At 65.5% G+C, this 19,474-nt stretch carries 19 protein-coding genes; 4 read left to right on the top strand and 15 right to left on the bottom strand.

Features of this window, described 5'->3' with window-relative positions; translation table 11 throughout:
• The first annotated feature begins 213 nt into the window (after positions 1 to 213).
• From ABIB27_RS15275 to ABIB27_RS15265, 3 genes are read left to right on the top strand one after another with little or no spacing between them, the layout of a single operon-like run.
• Positions 214 to 1,104: an ABC transporter ATP-binding protein gene (locus ABIB27_RS15275; RefSeq protein ID WP_354215325.1), complete on the top strand. Its 891-nt coding sequence runs from the start codon at positions 214 to 216 to the stop codon at positions 1,102 to 1,104.
• A gap of 8 nt (positions 1,105 to 1,112) precedes the next feature.
• Positions 1,113 to 1,856, top strand: a complete 744-nt coding sequence (locus ABIB27_RS15270; RefSeq protein ID WP_354215366.1) for an ABC transporter permease — start codon at positions 1,113 to 1,115, stop codon at positions 1,854 to 1,856.
• Positions 1,772 to 2,614, top strand: a complete 843-nt coding sequence (locus ABIB27_RS15265) for a TetR/AcrR family transcriptional regulator (protein WP_354215324.1) — start codon at positions 1,772 to 1,774, stop codon at positions 2,612 to 2,614. Before ABIB27_RS15270 ends, ABIB27_RS15265 begins: the two co-directional genes overlap by 85 nt.
• A 46-nt stretch (positions 2,615 to 2,660) precedes the next feature.
• On the opposite strand, the gene ABIB27_RS15260 is transcribed toward ABIB27_RS15265, so the two are convergent.
• The 8 genes from ABIB27_RS15260 to dxr form a co-directional block, all read right to left on the bottom strand.
• Complete coding sequence (locus ABIB27_RS15260; protein ID WP_354215323.1) at positions 2,661 to 3,551, bottom strand: GNAT family N-acetyltransferase; 891 nt, start codon at positions 3,549 to 3,551, stop codon at positions 2,661 to 2,663.
• Positions 3,514 to 4,680 (bottom strand): flavodoxin-dependent (E)-4-hydroxy-3-methylbut-2-enyl-diphosphate synthase, encoded by a 1,167-nt coding sequence (gene ispG, locus ABIB27_RS15255; protein ID WP_354215322.1) that lies wholly within the window; start codon positions 4,678 to 4,680, stop codon positions 3,514 to 3,516. The genes ABIB27_RS15260 and ispG overlap by 38 nt, the downstream gene beginning before the upstream one ends.
• Positions 4,681 to 4,727: 47 nt before the next feature.
• Positions 4,728 to 5,021 (bottom strand): YciI family protein, encoded by a 294-nt coding sequence (locus tag ABIB27_RS15250; protein ID WP_354215321.1) that lies wholly within the window; start codon positions 5,019 to 5,021, stop codon positions 4,728 to 4,730.
• A gap of 128 nt (positions 5,022 to 5,149) precedes the next feature.
• Positions 5,150 to 5,779 (bottom strand): hypothetical protein, encoded by a 630-nt coding sequence (locus tag ABIB27_RS15245; RefSeq protein WP_354254211.1) that lies wholly within the window; start codon positions 5,777 to 5,779, stop codon positions 5,150 to 5,152.
• On the bottom strand, positions 5,776 to 6,528 hold the full coding sequence (locus tag ABIB27_RS15240; RefSeq protein WP_354254209.1) for a MarR family transcriptional regulator: 753 nt from the start codon (positions 6,526 to 6,528) through the stop codon (positions 5,776 to 5,778). The genes ABIB27_RS15245 and ABIB27_RS15240 overlap by 4 nt, the downstream gene beginning before the upstream one ends.
• Positions 6,529 to 6,587: 59 nt before the next feature.
• Positions 6,588 to 6,839 (bottom strand): hypothetical protein, encoded by a 252-nt coding sequence (locus tag ABIB27_RS15235; protein WP_354254207.1) that lies wholly within the window; start codon positions 6,837 to 6,839, stop codon positions 6,588 to 6,590.
• A 386-nt stretch (positions 6,840 to 7,225) separates the two neighbouring features.
• Entirely contained in the window at positions 7,226 to 8,557 is a 1,332-nt protein-coding gene (locus ABIB27_RS15230) for a M50 family metallopeptidase (RefSeq protein WP_354254205.1), read from the bottom strand.
• A gap of 18 nt (positions 8,558 to 8,575) precedes the next feature.
• Entirely contained in the window at positions 8,576 to 9,760 is a 1,185-nt protein-coding gene (gene dxr, locus ABIB27_RS15225) for a 1-deoxy-D-xylulose-5-phosphate reductoisomerase (protein WP_354254203.1), read from the bottom strand.
• 73 nt (positions 9,761 to 9,833) lie between these two features.
• Here dxr and ABIB27_RS15220 point away from each other — a divergent pair, with 73 nt between their 5' ends.
• Positions 9,834 to 11,300 carry a lipase maturation factor family protein gene (locus tag ABIB27_RS15220; RefSeq protein WP_354254201.1) on the top strand — a complete coding sequence of 489 codons (1,467 nt, stop codon included), beginning with the start codon at positions 9,834 to 9,836 and terminating at the stop codon, positions 11,298 to 11,300.
• An 83-nt stretch (positions 11,301 to 11,383) separates the two neighbouring features.
• Here ABIB27_RS15220 and ABIB27_RS15215 read toward each other — a convergent pair whose 3' ends face one another.
• From ABIB27_RS15215 to ABIB27_RS15185, 7 genes are read right to left on the bottom strand one after another with little or no spacing between them, the layout of a single operon-like run.
• Entirely contained in the window at positions 11,384 to 12,223 is an 840-nt protein-coding gene (locus ABIB27_RS15215) for an HpcH/HpaI aldolase/citrate lyase family protein (protein WP_354215314.1), read from the bottom strand.
• Positions 12,220 to 12,813 (bottom strand): MaoC family dehydratase, encoded by a 594-nt coding sequence (locus ABIB27_RS15210; RefSeq protein ID WP_354215313.1) that lies wholly within the window; start codon positions 12,811 to 12,813, stop codon positions 12,220 to 12,222. The genes ABIB27_RS15215 and ABIB27_RS15210 overlap by 4 nt, the downstream gene beginning before the upstream one ends.
• On the bottom strand, positions 12,810 to 13,577 hold the full coding sequence (locus ABIB27_RS15205) for a CoA transferase subunit B (RefSeq protein ID WP_354215312.1): 768 nt from the start codon (positions 13,575 to 13,577) through the stop codon (positions 12,810 to 12,812). The genes ABIB27_RS15210 and ABIB27_RS15205 overlap by 4 nt, the downstream gene beginning before the upstream one ends.
• Positions 13,578 to 13,579: 2 nt before the next feature.
• On the bottom strand, positions 13,580 to 14,389 hold the full coding sequence (locus ABIB27_RS15200) for a CoA transferase subunit A (protein ID WP_354215311.1): 810 nt from the start codon (positions 14,387 to 14,389) through the stop codon (positions 13,580 to 13,582).
• 20 nt (positions 14,390 to 14,409) lie between these two features.
• Complete coding sequence (locus ABIB27_RS15195; RefSeq protein WP_354254199.1) at positions 14,410 to 15,573, bottom strand: acyl-CoA dehydrogenase family protein; 1,164 nt, start codon at positions 15,571 to 15,573, stop codon at positions 14,410 to 14,412.
• Between the two features lie 2 nt (positions 15,574 to 15,575).
• Entirely contained in the window at positions 15,576 to 17,786 is a 2,211-nt protein-coding gene (locus ABIB27_RS15190) for an acetyl/propionyl/methylcrotonyl-CoA carboxylase subunit alpha (RefSeq protein ID WP_354254197.1), read from the bottom strand.
• Between the two features lie 13 nt (positions 17,787 to 17,799).
• Entirely contained in the window at positions 17,800 to 19,407 is a 1,608-nt protein-coding gene (locus ABIB27_RS15185) for a carboxyl transferase domain-containing protein (protein ID WP_354215309.1), read from the bottom strand.
• Positions 19,408 to 19,474: the final 67 nt, after the last annotated feature.

Genomic DNA, 19,474 nt, shown 5'->3' with positions numbered 1-19,474 from the left:
CGGGAGTGGCTCCACGGCCGTTGACGCCTGGGTACTGGTGAGGACTGGTACGACAGCCCACCCACTCCAGCGCAGCCAGGTCGAACCTAAGTGAGAGCGGACACGATGACAAGGGTTTCTCCATTCGAAGTTTATTGACGGCCCCTCCCCGCGGGTTTAGCTTTAATTCATCATCTGATGAATTAAAGTAATTACCGGCATTCGGAGGCATTAATGTCCCACGTTGCAGCAACAGCGCCGGGCCTGGAACCAGTCCAGGCAGTGGCCGCCAAGTCCCTCCGCGTCACGCGAGGAAAGCTTCCCGTCCTGCTCGGCCTGGACTTTGGCATCCCGGCGGCCCGGATCACCGGACTGCTGGGCCCGTCCGGCAGCGGCAAGACCACCCTCATGCGGGCCATCATGGGCGTCCAGGCGCTCACTTCAGGGTCCGTCCAGGTTCTGGGGCTTCCCGCCGGGCATCCTGACCTGCGGCACCGGGTGGGTTATGTAACGCAGTCCCCCAGCGTGTACCCCGACCTGACCGTGGAAGCCAACGTCCGCTACTTCGGGGCCATGCACCGCAAAGGCCGCGCCCAGGCAGCGGAGGCAATCGCCGCCGTCGGGCTTGAACCGCAGGCCCGGCAGAAGACCGCAGACCTCTCCGGCGGACAGCTCAGCCGGGTATCGCTGGCCTGCGCCCTGGTGGCCCAGCCAAGCCTGCTGGTGCTCGATGAGCCAACAGTGGGCCTTGATCCGGTCCTCCGCGCCGATTTGTGGGACCGGTTCAGGTCCATGGCCGAGTCCGGGACAACCCTGCTGGTCTCCAGTCATGTGATGGAGGAAGCAAGCCACTGCCATTCGCTCCTACTACTGCGGGAGGGGAAGCTCCTGGCGCAGCTGACGCCGGCCGAATTGAGCGTGCGCGGGCGCAGCGCCGATCTGGAAGAGGCCTTCCTGCACATGATCCAGGATGCTGGTGAAGCGCCGGCGGGCCCTCCTGGAAGGCATGCCGGTTCACGAGAAGGGCCAACCGGTGCCCCCGGAAGACCGAGTGGTTCACCAGAACAGCCGCGCGCCGCCACCGAACAGCCTGGCACCTCCACTGAACGGATCGTGCGATCATGAACCTGATGATGATGCTGGCCACCAACCGTCGGGTCCTGGACCAGCTCCGGCACGACCGCCGAAGCATCGCGCTGATCCTGGTGGTTCCTGCCCTGCTGCTGACAGCGGTGTACTTCCTCTACGAGAATGAGACGCTGCCGCCCGGAGTTCCCAGGACGTTCGATCGTGTGGGCCTGATGATGCTGGCGATCTTCCCGTTTGTGGTGATGTTCCTGGTCACCTCAATCACGATGCTGCGCGAACGTACCTCCGGCACCCTGGAGCGGCTGTTGACCACCCCCATCCACAAGGCGGACCTGCTGTTCGGCTACGGGCTGGCGTTCTCCATCATGGCGGCCCTGCAGTCGCTGGTGGCCACGGCGGTTGCGTATTGGGTTTTCGGCCTGGACATCCAAGGCAGCCCGGGATTGGTGGTGATGATTGCCGTTATCAACGCGGTTTTGGGCGTGGCCCTGGGCCTGCTCTGTTCGGCGTTCGCGAGGACCGAATTCCAGGCCGTGCAGTTCATGCCGGTGGTAGTGGTGCCCCAGATTCTGCTGTGTGGCCTCTTTGTGGCCCGCGAGAGGATGAATGAGGTCCTGGAGGCAATCTCGAATGTCCTGCCGTTGACGTTCTCGGTGGATGCGCTGCAGGAGATCGCTACTAACACGGAGCCCACTGAACAGCTGTGGATGGACGCGGGAATCATCGCGGCGATAGTCCTGCTGGTCCTGGTGCTCGCGTCATTGACGCTTCGGCGGCGGAGCGCGTGAACGGCCGGCCAGAACAGGTCGGCGGGCAGCCTGCGCTTGGGAGCGGCCGGCCAGAACAGGTCGGCGGGCAGCCCGCGCTTGTGAACGGGCAGCCCGCGAGTGGGAGCGCACCGGCGCGGCGGGGCAACGGACCTGCCGATCCAGGCAGCGCAACTGGCCCCGGCAGACGGGGCCGGCGCGGCGGGGCAACGGAGTCGCGGGCACAGATTCTGGACACAGCTCAGCGGCTTTTCGCTGAGCACGGGTTTGAAGGGACCAGCCTCCGCCAGATCGCTCGGGATGCCGGGGTTGATCCCGCCATGGTCCATCATTTCTTCAGGGGCAAGGACGAGCTGTTTGCGCTGAGCGTGGCACTGCCGGCCGACCCGGACGAGGTCCTGGCGGGCGTTAACGGCCATCCTCCGGAACAGCGGGCTGAGGCGATTGTCCGGGCGGTGCTTCGGCTGTGGGAGAGCCCGGCGCAGCACAGCCTGGTGGCGTTCCTGCGCGGAACCATTGGTTCGAAGGCCAAAACCATGCTGCTAAGGGAACTGGTGCAGCGCGCCATCCTCAGCCGGGTCATGGCAGGAGTACCAGGGCCGCCCGGGGAGGTAGCCATGCGCGGCAACCTCGTGGCTACCCAGATGGTGGGTGTCATGCTGGTCCGGTATGTCATGCGGCTCGAACCACTCGCGTCCGCATCCCCCGACGACGTTGTCCGGCTCGTGGCCCCGAACGTCCAGCACTACCTGACAGGCGAGCTGACAGAGCAGGCCTGACGGGGTGAACTGCCAGGGCCAATCGGATAGCGCCGGGCCCCGGAAGCTAGAACAGGACTGTGGCGAACGTGCCCACCTGGCGGAAGCCCACCCGCTCGTAGGTGGACCGCGCGCGGAGGTTAAAGCCGTTGACGTAGAGGCTGGTCACCGGAGCAAAGGCACGGGCCTTTTCCACCACTGCTGCCATGTAACCTGCGCTCAGCCCCTGCCCGCGGTAGCCGGGGTTCATCCAGACGCCCTGGATCTGCGTGACTTCGGCGGTAACGGCTCCGAGCTCGGCCTTAAACACCACGTCACCGGACTCATTGACGTGTGCCAGCGAATGGCCTTGCCGGATCAGGCCCTCCACGCGGCGGCTGTAGAACTCTTTGCCACCGAGGAACGGTGAGTAGCCCACCTCCTCTTCGAACATGGCTGCACAGGCAGGCAGGATGCGGTCAAAATCGGCCAGCCGGCCCAACGCCAGATCCGCGTTCGGCTCCACCGACGGTGGCCCGCAGAGAGTCATCAGCGGCTGCTCGTCCCGCACCTCGTGGGCAGCGTGACCGCGCTCGGCCAGCTCCGCATGGAGTGCCAGTACCGAATCTGCCGGACCGAAGGCCGAGGCAAATCGGCGGCCGGACGCGCTGGCCGCTTCTGCCACCAGCCCGGCAAATCCGGGGTCCAGCTGGACCGGGACCAGGTTGGCTCCCGCCCAGCACGCACCCAGCAGAGTCCCGTCGTCGAACACGCCCAATACTCCGGCGCCGCCGGTGGTGGCCGCTGCCGACCCCACCGCCCTGAGATGGGCGAGGATAAAGACATTGGCTACCGGGTCCTGCAGTGCGAGGCGCCGGAGGGCAGGGGTGTCAGCGCCGGAAAGCGCACGGACAGTGACCCCCTCCGGCGCGGCGCCCTGTTTATGAGACGCTAACCACGGGGCTACCTTTGACAGCATCTTCGCGATCGGCCTCCCCCATCTCCTCAGCAATGCGCATGGCCTCTTCGATCAGTGTCTCAACAATCTGGCTCTCAGGCACAGTCTTGATGACTTCGCCCTTCACAAAGATCTGGCCCTTGCCGTTGCCGGAGGCCACGCCGAGGTCGGCTTCACGGGCTTCCCCGGGTCCGTTCACCACGCAACCCATCACGGCGACGCGCAGCGGGATCTCCATGCCTTCCAGGCCGGCGGTGACCTGCTCGGCGAGAGTGTAGACGTCCACCTGGGCGCGGCCGCAGGACGGGCAGGAGACGATTTCCAGCTTGCGCGGGCGCAGGTTCAGGGACTGCAGGATCTGGTTGCCCACCTTGATTTCGTCCACCGGCGGCGCGGAGAGGGAAACCCGGATGGTGTCGCCGATTCCCTTCGACAGCAGCGCACCGAAGGCGGTAGCTGATTTGATGGTTCCCTGGAAGGCCGGCCCGGCTTCAGTGACCCCCAGGTGCAGGGGCCAGTCGCCTTTTTCGGCCAGCATCTCGTAGGCAGCCACCATGATCACGGGGTCATTGTGCTTGACGGAGATCTTGAAATCGTGGAAACCGTGCTCCTCGAACAGCGACGCTTCCCAGACTGCCGACTCAACGAGCGCCTCAGGGGTGGCCTTGCCGTATTTTTTGAGGATGCCAGGTTCCAGGGAACCGGCGTTCACGCCGATGCGGATGGACGTGCCGTGGTCCTTGGCGGCGCGGGCGATTTCTTTGACCTGGTCGTCGAACTTGCGGATATTGCCCGGGTTCACGCGCACTGCCGCGCAGCCGGCTTCAATCGCGGCAAAGACATACTTCGGCTGGAAGTGGATGTCCGCGATCACCGGAATCTGGGACTTGCGCGCGATGATGGGCAAAGCCTCCGCATCATCGGCGGACGGGCAGGCGACGCGCACAATGTCGCAGCCGGACGCGGTCAGTTCCGCAATCTGCTGCAGCGTGGCGTTGATGTCCGTGGTGGGGGTGGTGGTCATAGACTGCACACTGATGGGCGAGTCCGAGCCGACTCCCACCGAGCCCACCTTGATCTGGCGCGTCTTGCGGCGTGGGGCAAGTACTGGCGGTGGTGCTGACGGCATTCCCAGGCTGACCGAGGTCACATGGACTCCTTGGGTAGGTGTTTCGGAAGGGAAAGAGGTCCGTTAAATCAGGACGTGTGCGGGGCCAGGAGGCCGATCACTGGAGTCCATTCGGTGGTTCGGATACCGGCGATGGTCCCGGCAATGGCGAAGGGGTCCTGCTTGAGCAGGTCATTCAGCTGGGTTTCGTCCTGAACCTTGAAGATCAGCAGGGCGCCTGCCCCGTCACCGTATGGTCCGCTGGTCAGCAGCTGGCCCTCTTCCGCCAGGCCCACCAGCCAGCTGCGGTGCGCGGGTCGGCTGTCATCACGGGCGGCGGAGGAATCGGCGGCGTACACATACTCAACGGCAAAAACAGTCATAAGGACACCCTATCCCCCGGGGCGGCCCTGCGCCGATCCGGACTGGCACCTCAAGCTCACCTTGCACACCGGTTCGATGGTGTCCGGAATTCCGACAGTAAGTGCCGGCAAACGGCTGACGGGGCCATCTACTGCAGGAAGACCACTTTGACGATCGCTGCCGTGCCTGCAGCCCACAGCATCGATGTGAGCGTTCCAATGATGAACCGTTCTGCCGCCACCGGTGTCTCCTTCAGCTCGGCAAACCTGCCCAGGCCCTTGACGGCCACAATGTAGGCAATGGCCACCGGCTGTCCCGTCAGGATGGCCACGCCAACGCCCAGGCGTTCGAGGACTCCGATGATCGCCCCGCCGCGCAGTATCCGCTGGCCGGGAACGGCATACCCCGGGACTCCGGGTGGCGAAATCTGGGGTGCCGGCCCTCCGGGCACCAGATGAGTGACATCCGACGACGGTTGGCCGCCCCCCGCTGTCAGCTCGCCGTCAACGAATTGCCCGCGTGCGTGATCATCCGCGCCGGCCGGCGGTGCTGGCGGCAGCGGTGGTCGGGCCGGCAACGGAGGTATGGCTGGCAGCGTATCCACGGTGACATCCGCGGACGGGTCCTGACCGGACGGATCATCGGCAGCGCGGCTTGGCTTCCCGGCCGCATCGGCTTTGTCATCGATGTTCCTGGCCAGCCGGAACACCAGCGACGTCACAGGCCAGCCTGCAAGTCCGGCCACCAGCAGGGCCACTGCGATCCAGAGTGCGTTCACAGGTGTCCTTTGGTTGGAGTCTCCCGCACCGGAACAGGCCGAGGCGGCTGGGCCCGGGAAGGCACCAGGATTTCGGAGGGAAGGATCTGGGCGTGGGTGAACTCCAGGAGCATGGCAGCCGCAGGTCTGGCAGCCAATTCTTCCGGCCAGCCGGACCGGAGCACCGCACGACTCACCGATTGTTCGGTTATCCCCAACTCCTGGGCCACGTTCTTCTGGCTACCGTGAGTTCCTCCGCCGTAACGTCCGTCGCCGCCCTGGAGGGCCCGCAGCCGGTCCACTACACGCCACTGCGCCGGGGTGCGCTGCTGCACCACGCGTCCCATCAGGCGGAGCACCGCTTGGGCATTTGCACTGCTCATGGCCCCTTCCTTGGCATCGGGAGGTATGTCCCGGCCACGTCCCATACTGCCGGACACCACTGACAAAGGAACCTGGGCCGCGGCGCCCTTGGCCAGTTCCACCGCCTTGCGTGCTGCCACAAAGCCACTGCCGGTGCCCTCCCTCGGGCTTCCGCCGGGAGCCACCTGCACCTCGCCGATCCCGATCCCGACATACCAGTGGCCGTCCCGGAGAGCATGGAGTGCGATGTCCACCACGTCTGCGGCATTTTCCACGACGCCTTGGAGTTCATCGCCTACGGAACGCTCGAACGGGGCCGAAGTGAGGCCGCCCAACCCGGAGATCAGCTCCGGAACCCGGTCCACATCGGTGGTACTGCCGCGTTGGTCAATGGTCATGACGTACATGCCTTAACCGTACGCAGGTGACCGTGGATAATCAATCGTAATTAGCTGATTTTCGAATATCAGTCAAAATAGGCTGAGAAGACGAAATCAACCGGTTCTCCCGCGCCCGGGTTCGGCGCTACCCTAACCTGCCAGCTCACCTTCCAGGCGATCCATACCGCGGAACCTCCCATCAGCAGGGCGCCGGCGGTCTGGGTCGGCAGGCTGCTTCCCGTTGTGGCCTGCCCCAAGACCACGCCCAGGAGATAGAACAGCACCGCGCCGGCCGCCCAGAGCGCCCCTGACCACCGCGGCAGGTGGGAACGCCACACTGCAATCCCCAGGAGGACGTTGCCTGCGAAGGCGAGCAGCAGGCACAGCAGGAACGCCCCCGGTCATGGACCCCCCGGAAACTCCAGCTGCATCACGTCCCTGCCGCCGGCCAGGCAGCACCCCCGGGCGAGGACACCGAAGAAGGCCAGGATGGTGCCTCCGGTGCTGCCCAACAGATGGCTGACATGGTGGAGTCAGAGCTGACAAAACGGGCCCAGGCGCCGGGTCCTTGGTCTGGTCCGGCTGCGGCTCCAAGATGGACGGGTCCGAGACCAGCCAGGCGACCGCCAGCGCCCACAGTCCTGCCCGGATCCAGCGGCGGGTGTTCTGCGGGTTCGTTTTTGTTCGCCGTTCTGCACGAAAGCATCAGGCAGCGGGAGACAGCTCAGCCGAAGAGGTTCACCGGCTTAACGATGTCGGCGTAGATCAGCAGGGCGCTCATCCCCATCAGCAGGGCGGCCACCACATAGGTCACAGGAAGCAATTTGGCGATATCGAAAGCTCCCGGGTCCGGCTTGCCGAACAGCTTGGCCACCCGGCGCCGAACCCCCTCGTACAGCGCCCCGGCCACATGCCCGCCGTCCAGCGGAAGCAGCGGGATCAGGTTGAAGACCGCGAGCGCAAAATTGAGTCCGGCAAGCAGCCCCACCAGCGCACCCAGCCTGGACTGGAGCGGGACCTTTTCCATGGCAGCGACTTCGCCGGCCACGCGTCCGACGCCCACCACGCTGATGGGGCCGTTCGGATCGCGCTCTTCCTCGCTAAAGGCCGCCTTGGCCACGCCCACCACTCTCGCGGGCAGATTGAAGACAACTCCGGCCACCTGCCTGATGTTCTCCCCCGCCATGGGCAGGACGGTCGACGCCGGCTGGGACACCAGTTCTGTCTGCGCGCCAATACCGAGGAAGCCCACGTCCTGGTACAGCAGGTTGCCGGCGTCGTCCTTGGCCTGGCGCCCATCGACGCCCACTACGGGGCGGGCGGACAGTACCGGCGTCACCGTGGTGGTGACCGGTCCGCCGTCGCGCTCCACAGTGATCGCGACTTCCCTGCCCGCGGAGGCACGAATCCATTCAGTCAGCTGTTCCCAGCCGGAGACTGCTTTGCCGTCAAAGGAGGTGACCACATCATTCGGCAGGAGCCCGGCGGCCGCAGCGGGGGTCGGCTGGCAGCCGGGGGAATCGGGATCCACCGTCTGGCCAACAGTAACCTGGCATTTGGACACATCGGAAATGGTGGTGGTGGCCGTGGCCACACCGAACCCCATCAGCAGCACGGCGGTCAGCACCACGCCGATCAGCAGGTTCATGGCCGGACCGCCCAGCATCACCACGACTTTCTTCCACACCGGCAACTTGTAGAACACGCGGTTCCCGTCGTCCGGGCCCACTTCCTCATGGGCCATGGAGCGGGCTTCGGTGGCCAGGGTCTGGAACATGCCGGTGCTGGAGGGCCGTACCGTGCCGTCGGCCTTGTTGGGCGGGTACATGCCGATCATGGACACGTAGCCTCCCAGCGGGAAGGCCTTCACGCCGTATTCTGTCTCGCCTTTCCGCTTGGACCACAGGGTGGGGCCGAAGCCGATCATGTACTTGCTGACGCGTACTTTGAACAGCTTGGCGGGCACCAGATGCCCCACCTCGTGCAATGCAATGGACACGGCAATGCCGATCGCCACAAAGACGACGCCGAGGATAAAAAGGAGGATGGGACTCATGCGTGGATCTGCTGCTTCCTAGAGACTGCTTACTGCCAAACGTTCGTGGGCGCGTGTTCGTGCCCAGTCTTCAGCATCCAGCACTGACTCAAGGGTCAGCTCCGAGGATCCTGGGTGTTCACTGAGGACAGCGTCGATGGTGTCCACGATTTCGGTGAAGCGGATGCGGCCGGCGTGGAAAGCCATGACGGCTTCCTCATTTGCCGCATTAAAGACGGCCGGATAGGTGCTCCCCAGCCTTGCGGCGTCCTTGGCCAGGTCCACGGCCGGGAACGCTGCAGTGTCCAGCGGCTCGAAAGTCCAGCTGGTGGCCTTGGTCCAGTCACAGGGAGTGGCCGCTTTGGGCACCCTGTCCGGCCAGCCCATGCCCAGGGCGATGGGCAGGCGCATGTCCGGCGGGGACGCCTGGGCTATGACGGACCCGTCAACGAACTGGACCATGGAATGAACCACGGACTGCGGGTGGACCACAACCTCGATCCGGTCCAGCGGTACGTCGAACAGCAGATGGGCCTCAATAAGTTCAAGGCCCTTGTTGACCAAGGTGGCCGAGTTGGTGGTGACCATCAGGCCCATATCCCACGTGGGGTGCGCCAGGGCTTCCTGCGGGGAAACATCGTGGAGCTGGTCCAGGGTCCGGCCGCGGAACGGGCCGCCGGATGCGGTCAGAATGAGTTTCTCCACTTCGGCGGCTGTTCCGGCGCGCAGGCACTGGGCAATGGCCGAATGCTCGGAGTCCACCGGTACGATCTGGCCCTCGCGGGCCGCAGCCTTGACCAACGCCCCGCCTACGATCAGCGATTCCTTGTTGGCCAGCGCCAGCGTGGCGCCTGACTTCAGCGCGGCGAGGGTGGGTGCGAGCCCGATGGAGCCGGTAATGCCGTTGAGCACCACGTCGGACTCCATGGCTGCGATGCGTGCCGAGGCGTCCGGGCCGGCGATGATCTCGGGGCGGTAGTCCTGCCGGCCGGCAAGACGGGCAGCCTCGGCGATCAAGTCCTGCAGTTGCCGGTGATCACCGGAGGCGATGCCGACGGCGGCAGCGCCGGTGTGAACCGCCTGGCGGGCGAGGAGCTCAAGGTTCCCGCCGCCGGCACTGAGCGCCACTACCTCAAAAAGGTGCGGGGCGCCGTCGACGACGTCGATCGCCTGGGTGCCGATGGAGCCGGTGGATCCGAGGAGGACGATTCTGCGAGGCTGCATGGCTTAAGTATCCCGCACGGCGGGCATGGTGCCGAGCTGGGAGCCGGGAACGGCCAGGCGTAACGTTGACTGCGTGGACTGGGTTTCCTGGTTCGATGCTCCGGACTACGAATTCGCGCGGCAAGTGCTCCAGCGTGGTGTGGCAACGCTGTACTTTGTGGCGTTCCTGTCCTCCCTGAACCAGTTCCCGGCACTCCTGGGTGAACGCGGGCTGCTTCCCGCTCCCCGTTATCTGGAGAGCTACAGCGCCCGGCGGCGGCCCACCCTCTTCAGGTGGCGTTACTCGGACAAGCTGCTGCGTTGGGTCTGCGCAGCAGGCCTGGCCATTTCGGCGCTGCTGGTGGCCGGCCTCCCCCAGCTCGGGCCACCATGGGTGCCGCTGATCGCGTTCCTGGCCCTGTGGCTGCTGTACATGTCGATCGTGAACGTTGGCCAGACGTTTTACGGCTTCGGCTGGGAAATGCTGATCCTGGAAGCCGGCTTCACGGTCGCGTTCCTCGGCTCAGAGCAGACTGAACCGCCCCGCACCATTCTGCTCCTGGCGGCCTGGCTGGTGTTCCGGCTGGAGTTTGGTGCAGGGATGATCAAGATCCGCGGCGGCCCGGAGTGGCGTGACCTGACAGCACTGTACTACCACCACGAGACGCAGCCGATGCCCGGTCCCTTGAGCCGGCAGGCGCACCTGCTGCCCAATCCCTTCCACCGGCTGGAGGTGCTGGGGAACCACTTCGCCCAACTGATTGTGCCGTTCTTCCTCTTTTTCCCGCAGCCCCTGGCCAGCATGGCCGCGGGCATGGTGATCTTCACGCAGCTGTGGCTGGTGGCGAGCGGCAACTTTGCGTGGCTGAACTGGATCGCCATCGTGCTGGCATTCGCCGCTGTCAGCGACCCCGTTGTCCTTGCCGTGTTTCCGGTCCTGCCCCCGGACTGGGATTCCGGGGCGGGCACCCGCGGGAATCCGCCGTACTGGCTTGCAATCATCCTCGCCGCGTCGCTCCTGCTGGTGGTGCTGAGCTATTGGCCGCTGCGCAACCTCATCTCCAAGGGACAGCTGATGAATGCCAGCTTCAACCGCTGGCAGCTGGTCAACACCTACGGCGCGTTCGGCACCGTGACCACGCAGCGCGTAGAGATCGTGGTGGAAGGCACCCTGGACGCGGAACCGGACGCGGCGGCTGACTGGCGCGAGTACGGATTCAAGGGCAAGCCCGGAGACCTGCGCCGCCTGCCGCGGCAGTGGGCGCCCTACCACCTGCGGCTGGACTGGCTGATGTGGTTCCTTCCGCTGCGCACCGTCCACGTGCAGTGGTTTTATGCCTTCCTCGGGAAGCTCCTCGAGGCTGATCGGCAGACGCTGCGGCTTCTGCGCCATGACCCGTTCGACGGCGAACCGCCGCGTTGGGTGCGGGTCAACAGCTACCTGTATCGTTTCGCCACCCGCAGTGAGTTTCGGGAAACCGGAGCGCGGTGGGTAAGGACACCGCTGTATGAGGCCATTCCGCCGTTGTCCCGGCGCGGATCGAGCGGGCGGCGGCTGTGATCAGGCGCCGCCTGCGATCCAGGCGCCGGAGCGTCAAGCCGCGGCGACCAACGGGCCGCCGCAGATCCACCAGGTTCAGTGAGTCAGGCGCGCAGTCCGGCCCTGCGGAGCGTGGCCTCCGCATGTTTGAGAATGGGCCCGTCGATCATTTTGCCGTTGAACTGGAAGACGCCCGACCCGGCGGAAGCGGCGGTCTGCAGCAACTCCTTAGCGGCGGCGACGTCAGCGTCTGACGGCGCGTAGGCGCCCCTGACGACGTTCGCTTGGCTGGGGTGGATGCACGCCTTGGAGCTGAAGCCGGACGCCACCGCATCGCCAGACTCCATGGCCAGCCCGTCGAGGTCAGGAATGTTGACGTAGACAGCGTCCACGGCTTCCTTCCCGAAGGCGCGGGCGGCGACAAGTACCGCGGACCGGGCGTGCAGCGCCACGGCGCGGTAGCCGCCGTCGTCCATTCTGGAGGAGGTGCCGCCCAGGGACGCGAGCAGGTCCTCGGCGCCCCACATCAGGGCAACCACATTAGGCACCGCCGCGATGGCAGGCGCATTCAGGATTCCCTTGGCTGTTTCGCACAGTGCTATGACGTGGAAGTCCTTGAGTGCTTCCAGCTGGTTAGCGTTCTCTGCCTTAGCCAGCATCACCGTCCGGTATGGCGTGTGCGCCAGGCAGTGAAGGTCCTTCTCGAACTCTTCGGTGCCCCCCGGATTGATGCGCACGATGGTCCGGCTGGGGTCCAGCTCGGGTCCGTCGCCGGCCGCACCGAGCTGGGCGAGGATCGCGCCGCGGGCCCGCTGTTTGTCCGCGGGTGCCACGGCGTCTTCCAGGTCCAGGATGACGGCATCGGCGCGCTCGGCGGCCTTCTGGTAACGCTCCGGCCGGTCGGCGGGGCAGAACAACAGTGCGGGTCCCATCACAAATGTCATACGGACATTGTCCCCTTTTCGACGCCCTCTCCGCTCCCCTGTTCCTGTTCCGCCGGGCGCCCGCTGTGGGCGGCACGTGTCCACATCAGGCAGCTCCGGGTGGCCAGCGCCACCACGGTGCCGTCCTGGTTCCTGCCGGTGTGTTGCATGGTCACGATCCCTTGGCCGGGCCGCGATGCTGAAAGCCGCTTCTGCGTAACGACGGTCTCTGTGTAGAGCGTGTCGCCGTGGTACAGCGGGTGCGGAAAGGACACATCGGTCAGGCCAAGCTGGGCGATGATGGTGCCCTGGGTCAGCTGTGACACGGACTGGCCCACCACGGTGGACAGCGTGAACATCGAATTGACAAGACGCTGGCCGAAGGGCTGGCCGGCGCTCCAGGCGGCGTCCAGGTGCAGAGCCTGTGTGTTCATGGTGAGCGTGGTGAACAGGACGTTGTCCGCCTCTGTCGCGGTGCGTCCAGGCCGGTGCGCGTAGACAACATCCTCCTCGAGCTCCTCGAAATACAGGCCGCGCTGTTCAATTACCCGCGGGCCGGCGGCTGGGCCTGATCCGCCGGCGGTTGAGCCTGCCGAAACCCCGTCCGTCATACGGTGAGTTCCTGGTCCTCTTCGAAGAGTTCCGCCCCGGTGGCCGCCGCGACGTCCTCGACGGACACGTTGGGCGCCAGTTCGCGGAGCACCAGCCGGGACCGCCCGCCTTCGGTGACAACGTCGATCACGGCGAGGTCGGTGATGATCCGGTCCACGCAGGCTTTGCCGGTGAGCGGAAGCGTGCACTGCTCCACGATTTTGGGCCGGCCGTTCCGGTCAACGTGCTCCATCATCACAATCACCTTTTTGGCACCGAAAACCAGGTCCATGGCACCACCCATACCCTTGACCATCTTCCCGGGAATCATCCAGTTGGCCAGGTCGCCGTTCTGCGCCACCTCCATGGCACCCAGCACGGCCACATCCACGTGGCCGCCCCGGATCATGCCGAACGATGCAGCGGAATCGAAAAACGCGGCGCCCTTGTTGACCGTGACGGTCTCCTTGCCGGCATTGATCAGGTCCGGGTCCACGGCGTCCTCGGCCGGGTAGGGGCCCACGCCCAGGATGCCGTTCTCCGAGTGGAGGACCACCTCGATCCCGGCCGGAATGTAGTTGGGGATCAGGGTGGGCATGCCGATGCCCAGGTTGACGTATTGGCCATTGCTGAGCTCACGGGCCACCCTGGCGGCGAGCTCGTTGCGGGTCCACCCTTTGGTGTCCTGATTGGCGCCCTCCGGATGGCCGACGGCGGCCCGCCGGTACTCGGGCCGGACGGCTTCCGGACGGGGAGGGGCTCCCTGCCTGTTGTTCGACTCCATGGCTACGCTCCTGCCTGTGGGGTTACCTGCCGGGTTGCCTGTTGCCCAGAGCTTGACGCCGTTGCCAGGCTCACAGTCCGCTTTTCGATGCGTTTCTCCCCGTCGGGCACCACCACCACCCGCTGGACGAAGATGCCGGGCACGTGGACGTGCTCCGGATCCAGTTCGCCGGGTTCCACCAACTCCTCCACTTCGGCGATGGTGATCCTGCCGGCCATGGCACAGAGGGGGTTGAAGTTCATGGCGGTGGCATGGAAGACAAGGTTGCCATGGCGGTCGCCTTTCCACGCATGCACCAGGCCGAAATCGGGCGTCAGTGACTCTTCCAAGACGTAGTCAACCCCGTTAAAGGTGCGCACTTCCTTCGATGCGGAAGCGATCGCAACCCCGCCGTCGGCGTTGTACTTCTGCGGGAGTCCGCCCTCGGACACCTGGGTGCCCACGCCCGCTTTGGTGAAGAAAGCCGGGATCCCCGCGCCGCCGGCCCGGAGTTTCTCCGCGAGTGTCCCCTGCGGGGTCAGCACCACTTCGAGTTCACCGGAAAGATACTGGCGCGCGAACTCCTTGTTTTCGCCGACGTAGGAACTGACGGTCCGCCGGATCCGGCCGTCACGGAGCAGGACGCCCAGGCCCCAGCCGTCCACGCCGCAGTTGTTGCTCACCGTCTCCAGGTCCCTGGTGCCGTGCCGGTGCAGGGCGTCGATCAGTGCCACCGGGATCCCGCACAGGCCGAACCCTCCCACCGCGAGCGACGCGCCGTCCGGGATGTCCGCTATGGCTTGCTCTGCGCTGGCAACAACCTTGTTAATCATCAGTGATCCTCTCGTGCCGGCTACAGTCCGAGCTCGCGGGCGATCAGCATCAGCTGGACCTCCGTGGTGCCCTCCCCCACTTCAAGGATCTTGGAGTCGCGGTAGTGGCGTGCCACGGTGAATTCGTTGATGAAGCCATAGCCGCCGAACACCTGGGTGGCATCCCGCGCGTTGTCCATGGCTGCCTCGCCTGCGACCATCTTAGCGATGGCGGCCTGCGTCTTGAATGGCTTTCCTGCGAGCATCCTGGCGGCGGCGTCGTAGTAGGCCAAACGGGCAGTGTGGGCCCTTGCCTGCATGCGGGCGATCTTGAACGCGATGGCCTGGTGCTTGCCGATGTTCTGGCCGAACGCGTTGCGTTCCTTGGCGTATTTCACCGAAAGGTCCACGCAGCCCTGCGCTGCCCCTGTGGCCAGCGCGGCGATGGCGATCCTGCCTTCATCCAGGACGGAGAGGAAGTTAGCGTAGCCGCGCCCTTCCTCACCGAGCAGGTTTTCCTCCGGCACGCGGACGTCCTTCAACGTCAGCGGGTGGGTGTCTGATGCGTTCCAGCCCACCTTGTTATAGGGCTTCTCCGCTTTGAACCCCGGTGTGTCGGTGGGCACCAGGATGGTGGAGATTTCCTTCTTGACGCTGCCGTCCTTGCGCTCCGTCTGGCCCGTGACCGCTGTGACAGTGACCAGGCGGGTGATGTCCGTCCCGGAGTTGGTGATGAACTCCTTGTTGCCATTGATCACCCAGTTCCCGCCGTCGAGCTTCGCATTGGTCTTGGTGCCCCCGGCGTCAGACCCTGCTTCGGGCTCCGTGAGACCAAAGCCCGCGAGCGCCTCACCCGAGGCCAGCACCGGCAACCACTCGTCTTTCTGGGCTTCAGTGCCGAACCGGTAGACGGGCATGGCGCCGAGGGAGACGCCGGCTTCCAGGGTGATTGCCACGGACTGGTCCACCCTGCCCAGCTGTTCGAGGGCGAGCGCGAGGGCGAAGTAGTCTCCGCCCATCCCGCCGTATTCCTCCGGGAACGGCAGCCCAAAGAGACCCATGCCTGCCATCTGCTTCACGATTTCGTAGGGGAAGCTGTGTTCCTCATCGTGCTTCGCGGAGACCGGTGCCACCACGTTGTCCGCGAAATCCCGGACGGTATCGCTGAGATCCTGGTACTCCTCGCTGAGTTCGAAATCTGCCATGGCTAGGCTCCCTTGCCTGTGTTGTCCGGGTCCGTAAGTGCGCCCGGGATGGGGTCCGTGAGTAAATCAGTGGCCGCTGCGTGGATGGTGGCCAGCATCTGGTCCGCCTTCACCAGGTCGCCGGTCCTGACGCTGATGTGTACCGTGCCTGCTACCTCGGCCACGAGCTGATGTTCCATTTTCATGGCTTCGACAGACAGGAGGACCTGGCCAGCCGCCACGGCGTCTCCGTTGGCGACGGCAACCGAGACCACCGTGCCCGGCATGGGCGAGCGGACCTCCGGGTCTGCCATACCCTCCTCGCGCTGGATGCCCGCGAGCAATCGGGCGAGCCGCGACTCCCGGGTCAGTACTTCCAGCCGGCAAGACCAGCCGCCGTTGCCAACGTAGAGAGTCTGCGCACCCCCCATTGCCCGGTCCTCCTCCCACGAAGAACCCCGCGCGAACCGCATCTGCTGGCCGTCGATCGCCAGAAACACGACATGTCCGGTCAGTCCCAGGACAGTCACCTCGTGTTCCGCGCCATCGTCGACCCGGGCCGTGGCATGGCCAAGGTCCACGTTGCTTACCCAAGTCAGCGCTACTGTGGCCGTGTCGCCGCCGGGGACACCAAAGGTCCGGGTCCAGGCCGCCGGGCTTCCCAGCCGCCAGCCGGTGGTGCCGGCCCAGGGGGATCCGGCGTTCGCCGCTTTATGGGCTACCGCCCACTCCGGAACCGCGGCGGCGATGAGCTCGGCCTCCCCGACGTGGCGGAAGGTGAAGTGCGGCATCCTGCGCTCGATCAGGCCGGTGTCCAGGCGCCCGGCCTGGACGTCGTCGTCGTTGATCAGCAGGCGAAGGTACTCCACGTTCGTGTCGATCCCCAGGACCGTGTAGCCGGCGAGCGCAGCATCGAGCCGTGCGAGCGCGGCTTTACGGTCGGCGCCCCAGGCGATCACCTTGGCCACCATGGGGTCGTAATCGCTGGAAATTTCCAGCCCCTGCAACAACGCGGAATCGATGCGGATGTCCGGGTCCTCGGCTGCAGGGGCGGGCGGGCTGAAATTTTCCGTGGGGGTGAACGTAGCGCCGCGCTCATCCAGGAGCACTACCTCACCGCCTGACGGCATGAAGTTCCGTTCCGGGATTTCCGCGTAGACGCGGGCTTCGACGGCGTGCCCGTTAAGTTCGACGTCGGCCTGTCGGACGGTCAGTTCCCCGCCGGCGGCGATCCGCACCTGCCAATCGACCAGGTCGACGCCGGTGACCATTTCAGTGACCGGGTGCTCCACCTGGAGGCGCGTGTTCATCTCCATAAAGAAGAACTCATCCGGGGCCTCGTCAGAGACAAGGAACTCTACGGTGCCGGCACCACTGTAGTGGACGCTCCGGGCCGCCTGGCAGGCCGCCTCACCAATCCGGGCACGGGTGGCGCCGCCGTCGTTCAGTCCTTCCAGCAGCGGTGATGGCGCTTCCTCGATGACCTTCTGGTGGCGGCGCTGCAGGGAGCACTCGCGCTCACCGAGATGAATTACGTTGCCGTGGTTGTCAGCCAGGACCTGGACTTCGATATGCCGCGGCGTGCGGACCAGCCGCTCCAGGAAGAGCGTGTCGTCACCAAAGGCGCTCGCCGCGACGCGCCGGGCGGTTGCCAGTGCGGCCTCGAGTTCGCCGGGGCGTTCCACGATGTGCATGCCCTTCCCGCCGCCGCCGGCGGACGGTTTAATGAGCAACGGGAATCCGACGGCGGCCGCGGCCTCCATCAGTTGCGCGTCGGTCATACCAGGCTCGGCGACGCCGGGCACCACGGGAACGCCGTAGCCCGCCACGTGGTTCTTGGACCGGATCTTGTCCCCCATGACGTTCAGGGATTCGACGCCGGGGCCGATGAAGGTGATGCCGGCTGCTTCCAGGGCCCGGGCGAAATCGACGTTCTCGCTGAGGAAGCCGTAGCCGGGGTGGACCGCCTCGGCGCCCGTGTCGCGGCAGGCCTGGACGATGGCCACGATGTTCAGGTAGCTCTCCGCAGCGGCAGCGGGGCCGATCCGCACGGAACGGTCAGCTTCACGCACGTGCCGGGCGTCGGCGTCGGCATCGCTGTAGACGGCCACGGAACGGATCCCGAGGACGCGCAGGGTGCGGATCACGCGGCAGGCGATCTCCCCACGGTTGGCCACGAGGACTGTCCCGAAGAGGGGCGTTTCGGGTGTTGAGGTACTGGCCGGGGAATACATAGTCACAGCGGGCTCACATCCGGAAAAGGCCGAAGGAGGTCTCCGGCAGCGGGGTGCGGGAAACGACGTCGAGCGCCAGTCCCAGCACGGTGCGGGTGTCCGCGGGATCGATCACGCCGTCGTCCCAGAGCCGGGCGGTGGAGTAATACGGGCTGCCCTGGTCCTCATACTGCTGCTTGATGGGGGCCTTGAACGCGTCCTCGTCAGCGGCGGACCAGTCCTCCCCGCGGGCCTCGTACTGGTCCCTCTTGACGGTGGCCAGGACGCTGGACGCCTGGTTGCCGCCCATGACGGAGATCCTGCTCGCCGGCCACATCCACAGGAAACGCGGCGAGTACGCACGCCCGCACATGGAGTAATTGCCGGCCCCGAAGGACCCGCCGATCACCACGGTCAGCTTGGGCACCCTGGCGGTGGCCACCGCGGTGACCATCTTGGCGCCGTTTTTGGCGATGCCGCCCTGCTCGGAATCCTTGCCCACCATAAAGCCGGAGATGTTCTGCAGGAAGACCAGGGGGATTCCGCGCTGATCGCACAGTTCGATGAAATGCGCGCCCTTGAGCGAGGACTCGCTGAACAGCACGCCGTTGTTGGCCACGATCCCCACCGGGTGGCCGTGCAGCCTGGCGAAACCCGTGACGAGCGTAGTGCCATACTCCCTCTTGAACTCGTGGAATCTGCTGCCGTCCACCAGCCGGGCAATGACCTCGTGGACGTCGTACTGCGCGTTGACGTCCGTGGGCACTGCGCCATAAAGTTCGGCCGGGTCCGCGACAGGTTCGACGGCGGCATCCACGTCCCACACGGGGGCTGCCGGCCTGGGGAGCGTTTGGACGATGTCGCGGATGATCTGCAGGGCGTGCTCATCGTTCTCGGCCAGGTGGTCGGTGACGCCGGAGATCCTCGAGTGGACGCCGCCGCCGCCGAGTTCCTCTGCGGTGACAATCTCGCCGATCGCGGCCTTCACCAGCGGCGGGCCGCCCAGGAAGATGGTGCCCTGGTTCCGCACAATCACGGTCTCATCACTCATCGCCGGAACATAGGCGCCACCGGCGGTGCAGGAGCCCATCACCGAGGCGATCTGCGGGATCTTGGCCGCAGACAGCCTGGCCTGGTTGTAGAAGATCCGACCGAAATGTTCCTTGTCCGGGAAGACTTCGTCCTGCTTCGGGAGGAACGCTCCCCCGGAGTCCACCAGGTAGATGCACGGCAAACGGTTCTCCAGGGCGATCTCCTGGGCCCGGAGGTGCTTCTTCACCGTCATGGGGTAATAGGTGCCGCCCTTGACCGTGGCGTCGTTGGAGATCACCAGCACCTGACGGCCGTGCACCAGACCGATCCCGGCGATCACCCCGGCACCGGGCGACTCGTTGTTGTACATGCCGTCGGCAGCGAGCGGTGCTATTTCCAGGAACGGGCTGCCGTTGTCCAGCAGCTGGTTGATGCGTTCGCGCGGCAGGAGCTTTCCACGGGTCACATGGCGTTCGCGGGATTTCACCGGTCCCCCGAGGGCAGTCTCGGCCAGCCTGGCGCGCAGTGCCCTGGCGAGCGTGGACTGCGCGGTGTGGTTGGCCGCAAACAGGTCACTTGCGGCGTCAAGCCGGCTGGTGAGGGTCTCCATCGACGCGGTCCGTTCCTGTTCTATTGCGAGCCTTCAGCTACAAGTTTTCGTGTGGAGCCTCGGCTTC

It is taken from the genome of Arthrobacter sp. UYEF21 (assembly GCF_040546085.1).
Classification (GTDB): Bacteria; Actinomycetota; Actinomycetes; order Actinomycetales; family Micrococcaceae; genus Arthrobacter.
This window is presented reverse-complemented; position numbering and strand designations above follow the sequence as displayed.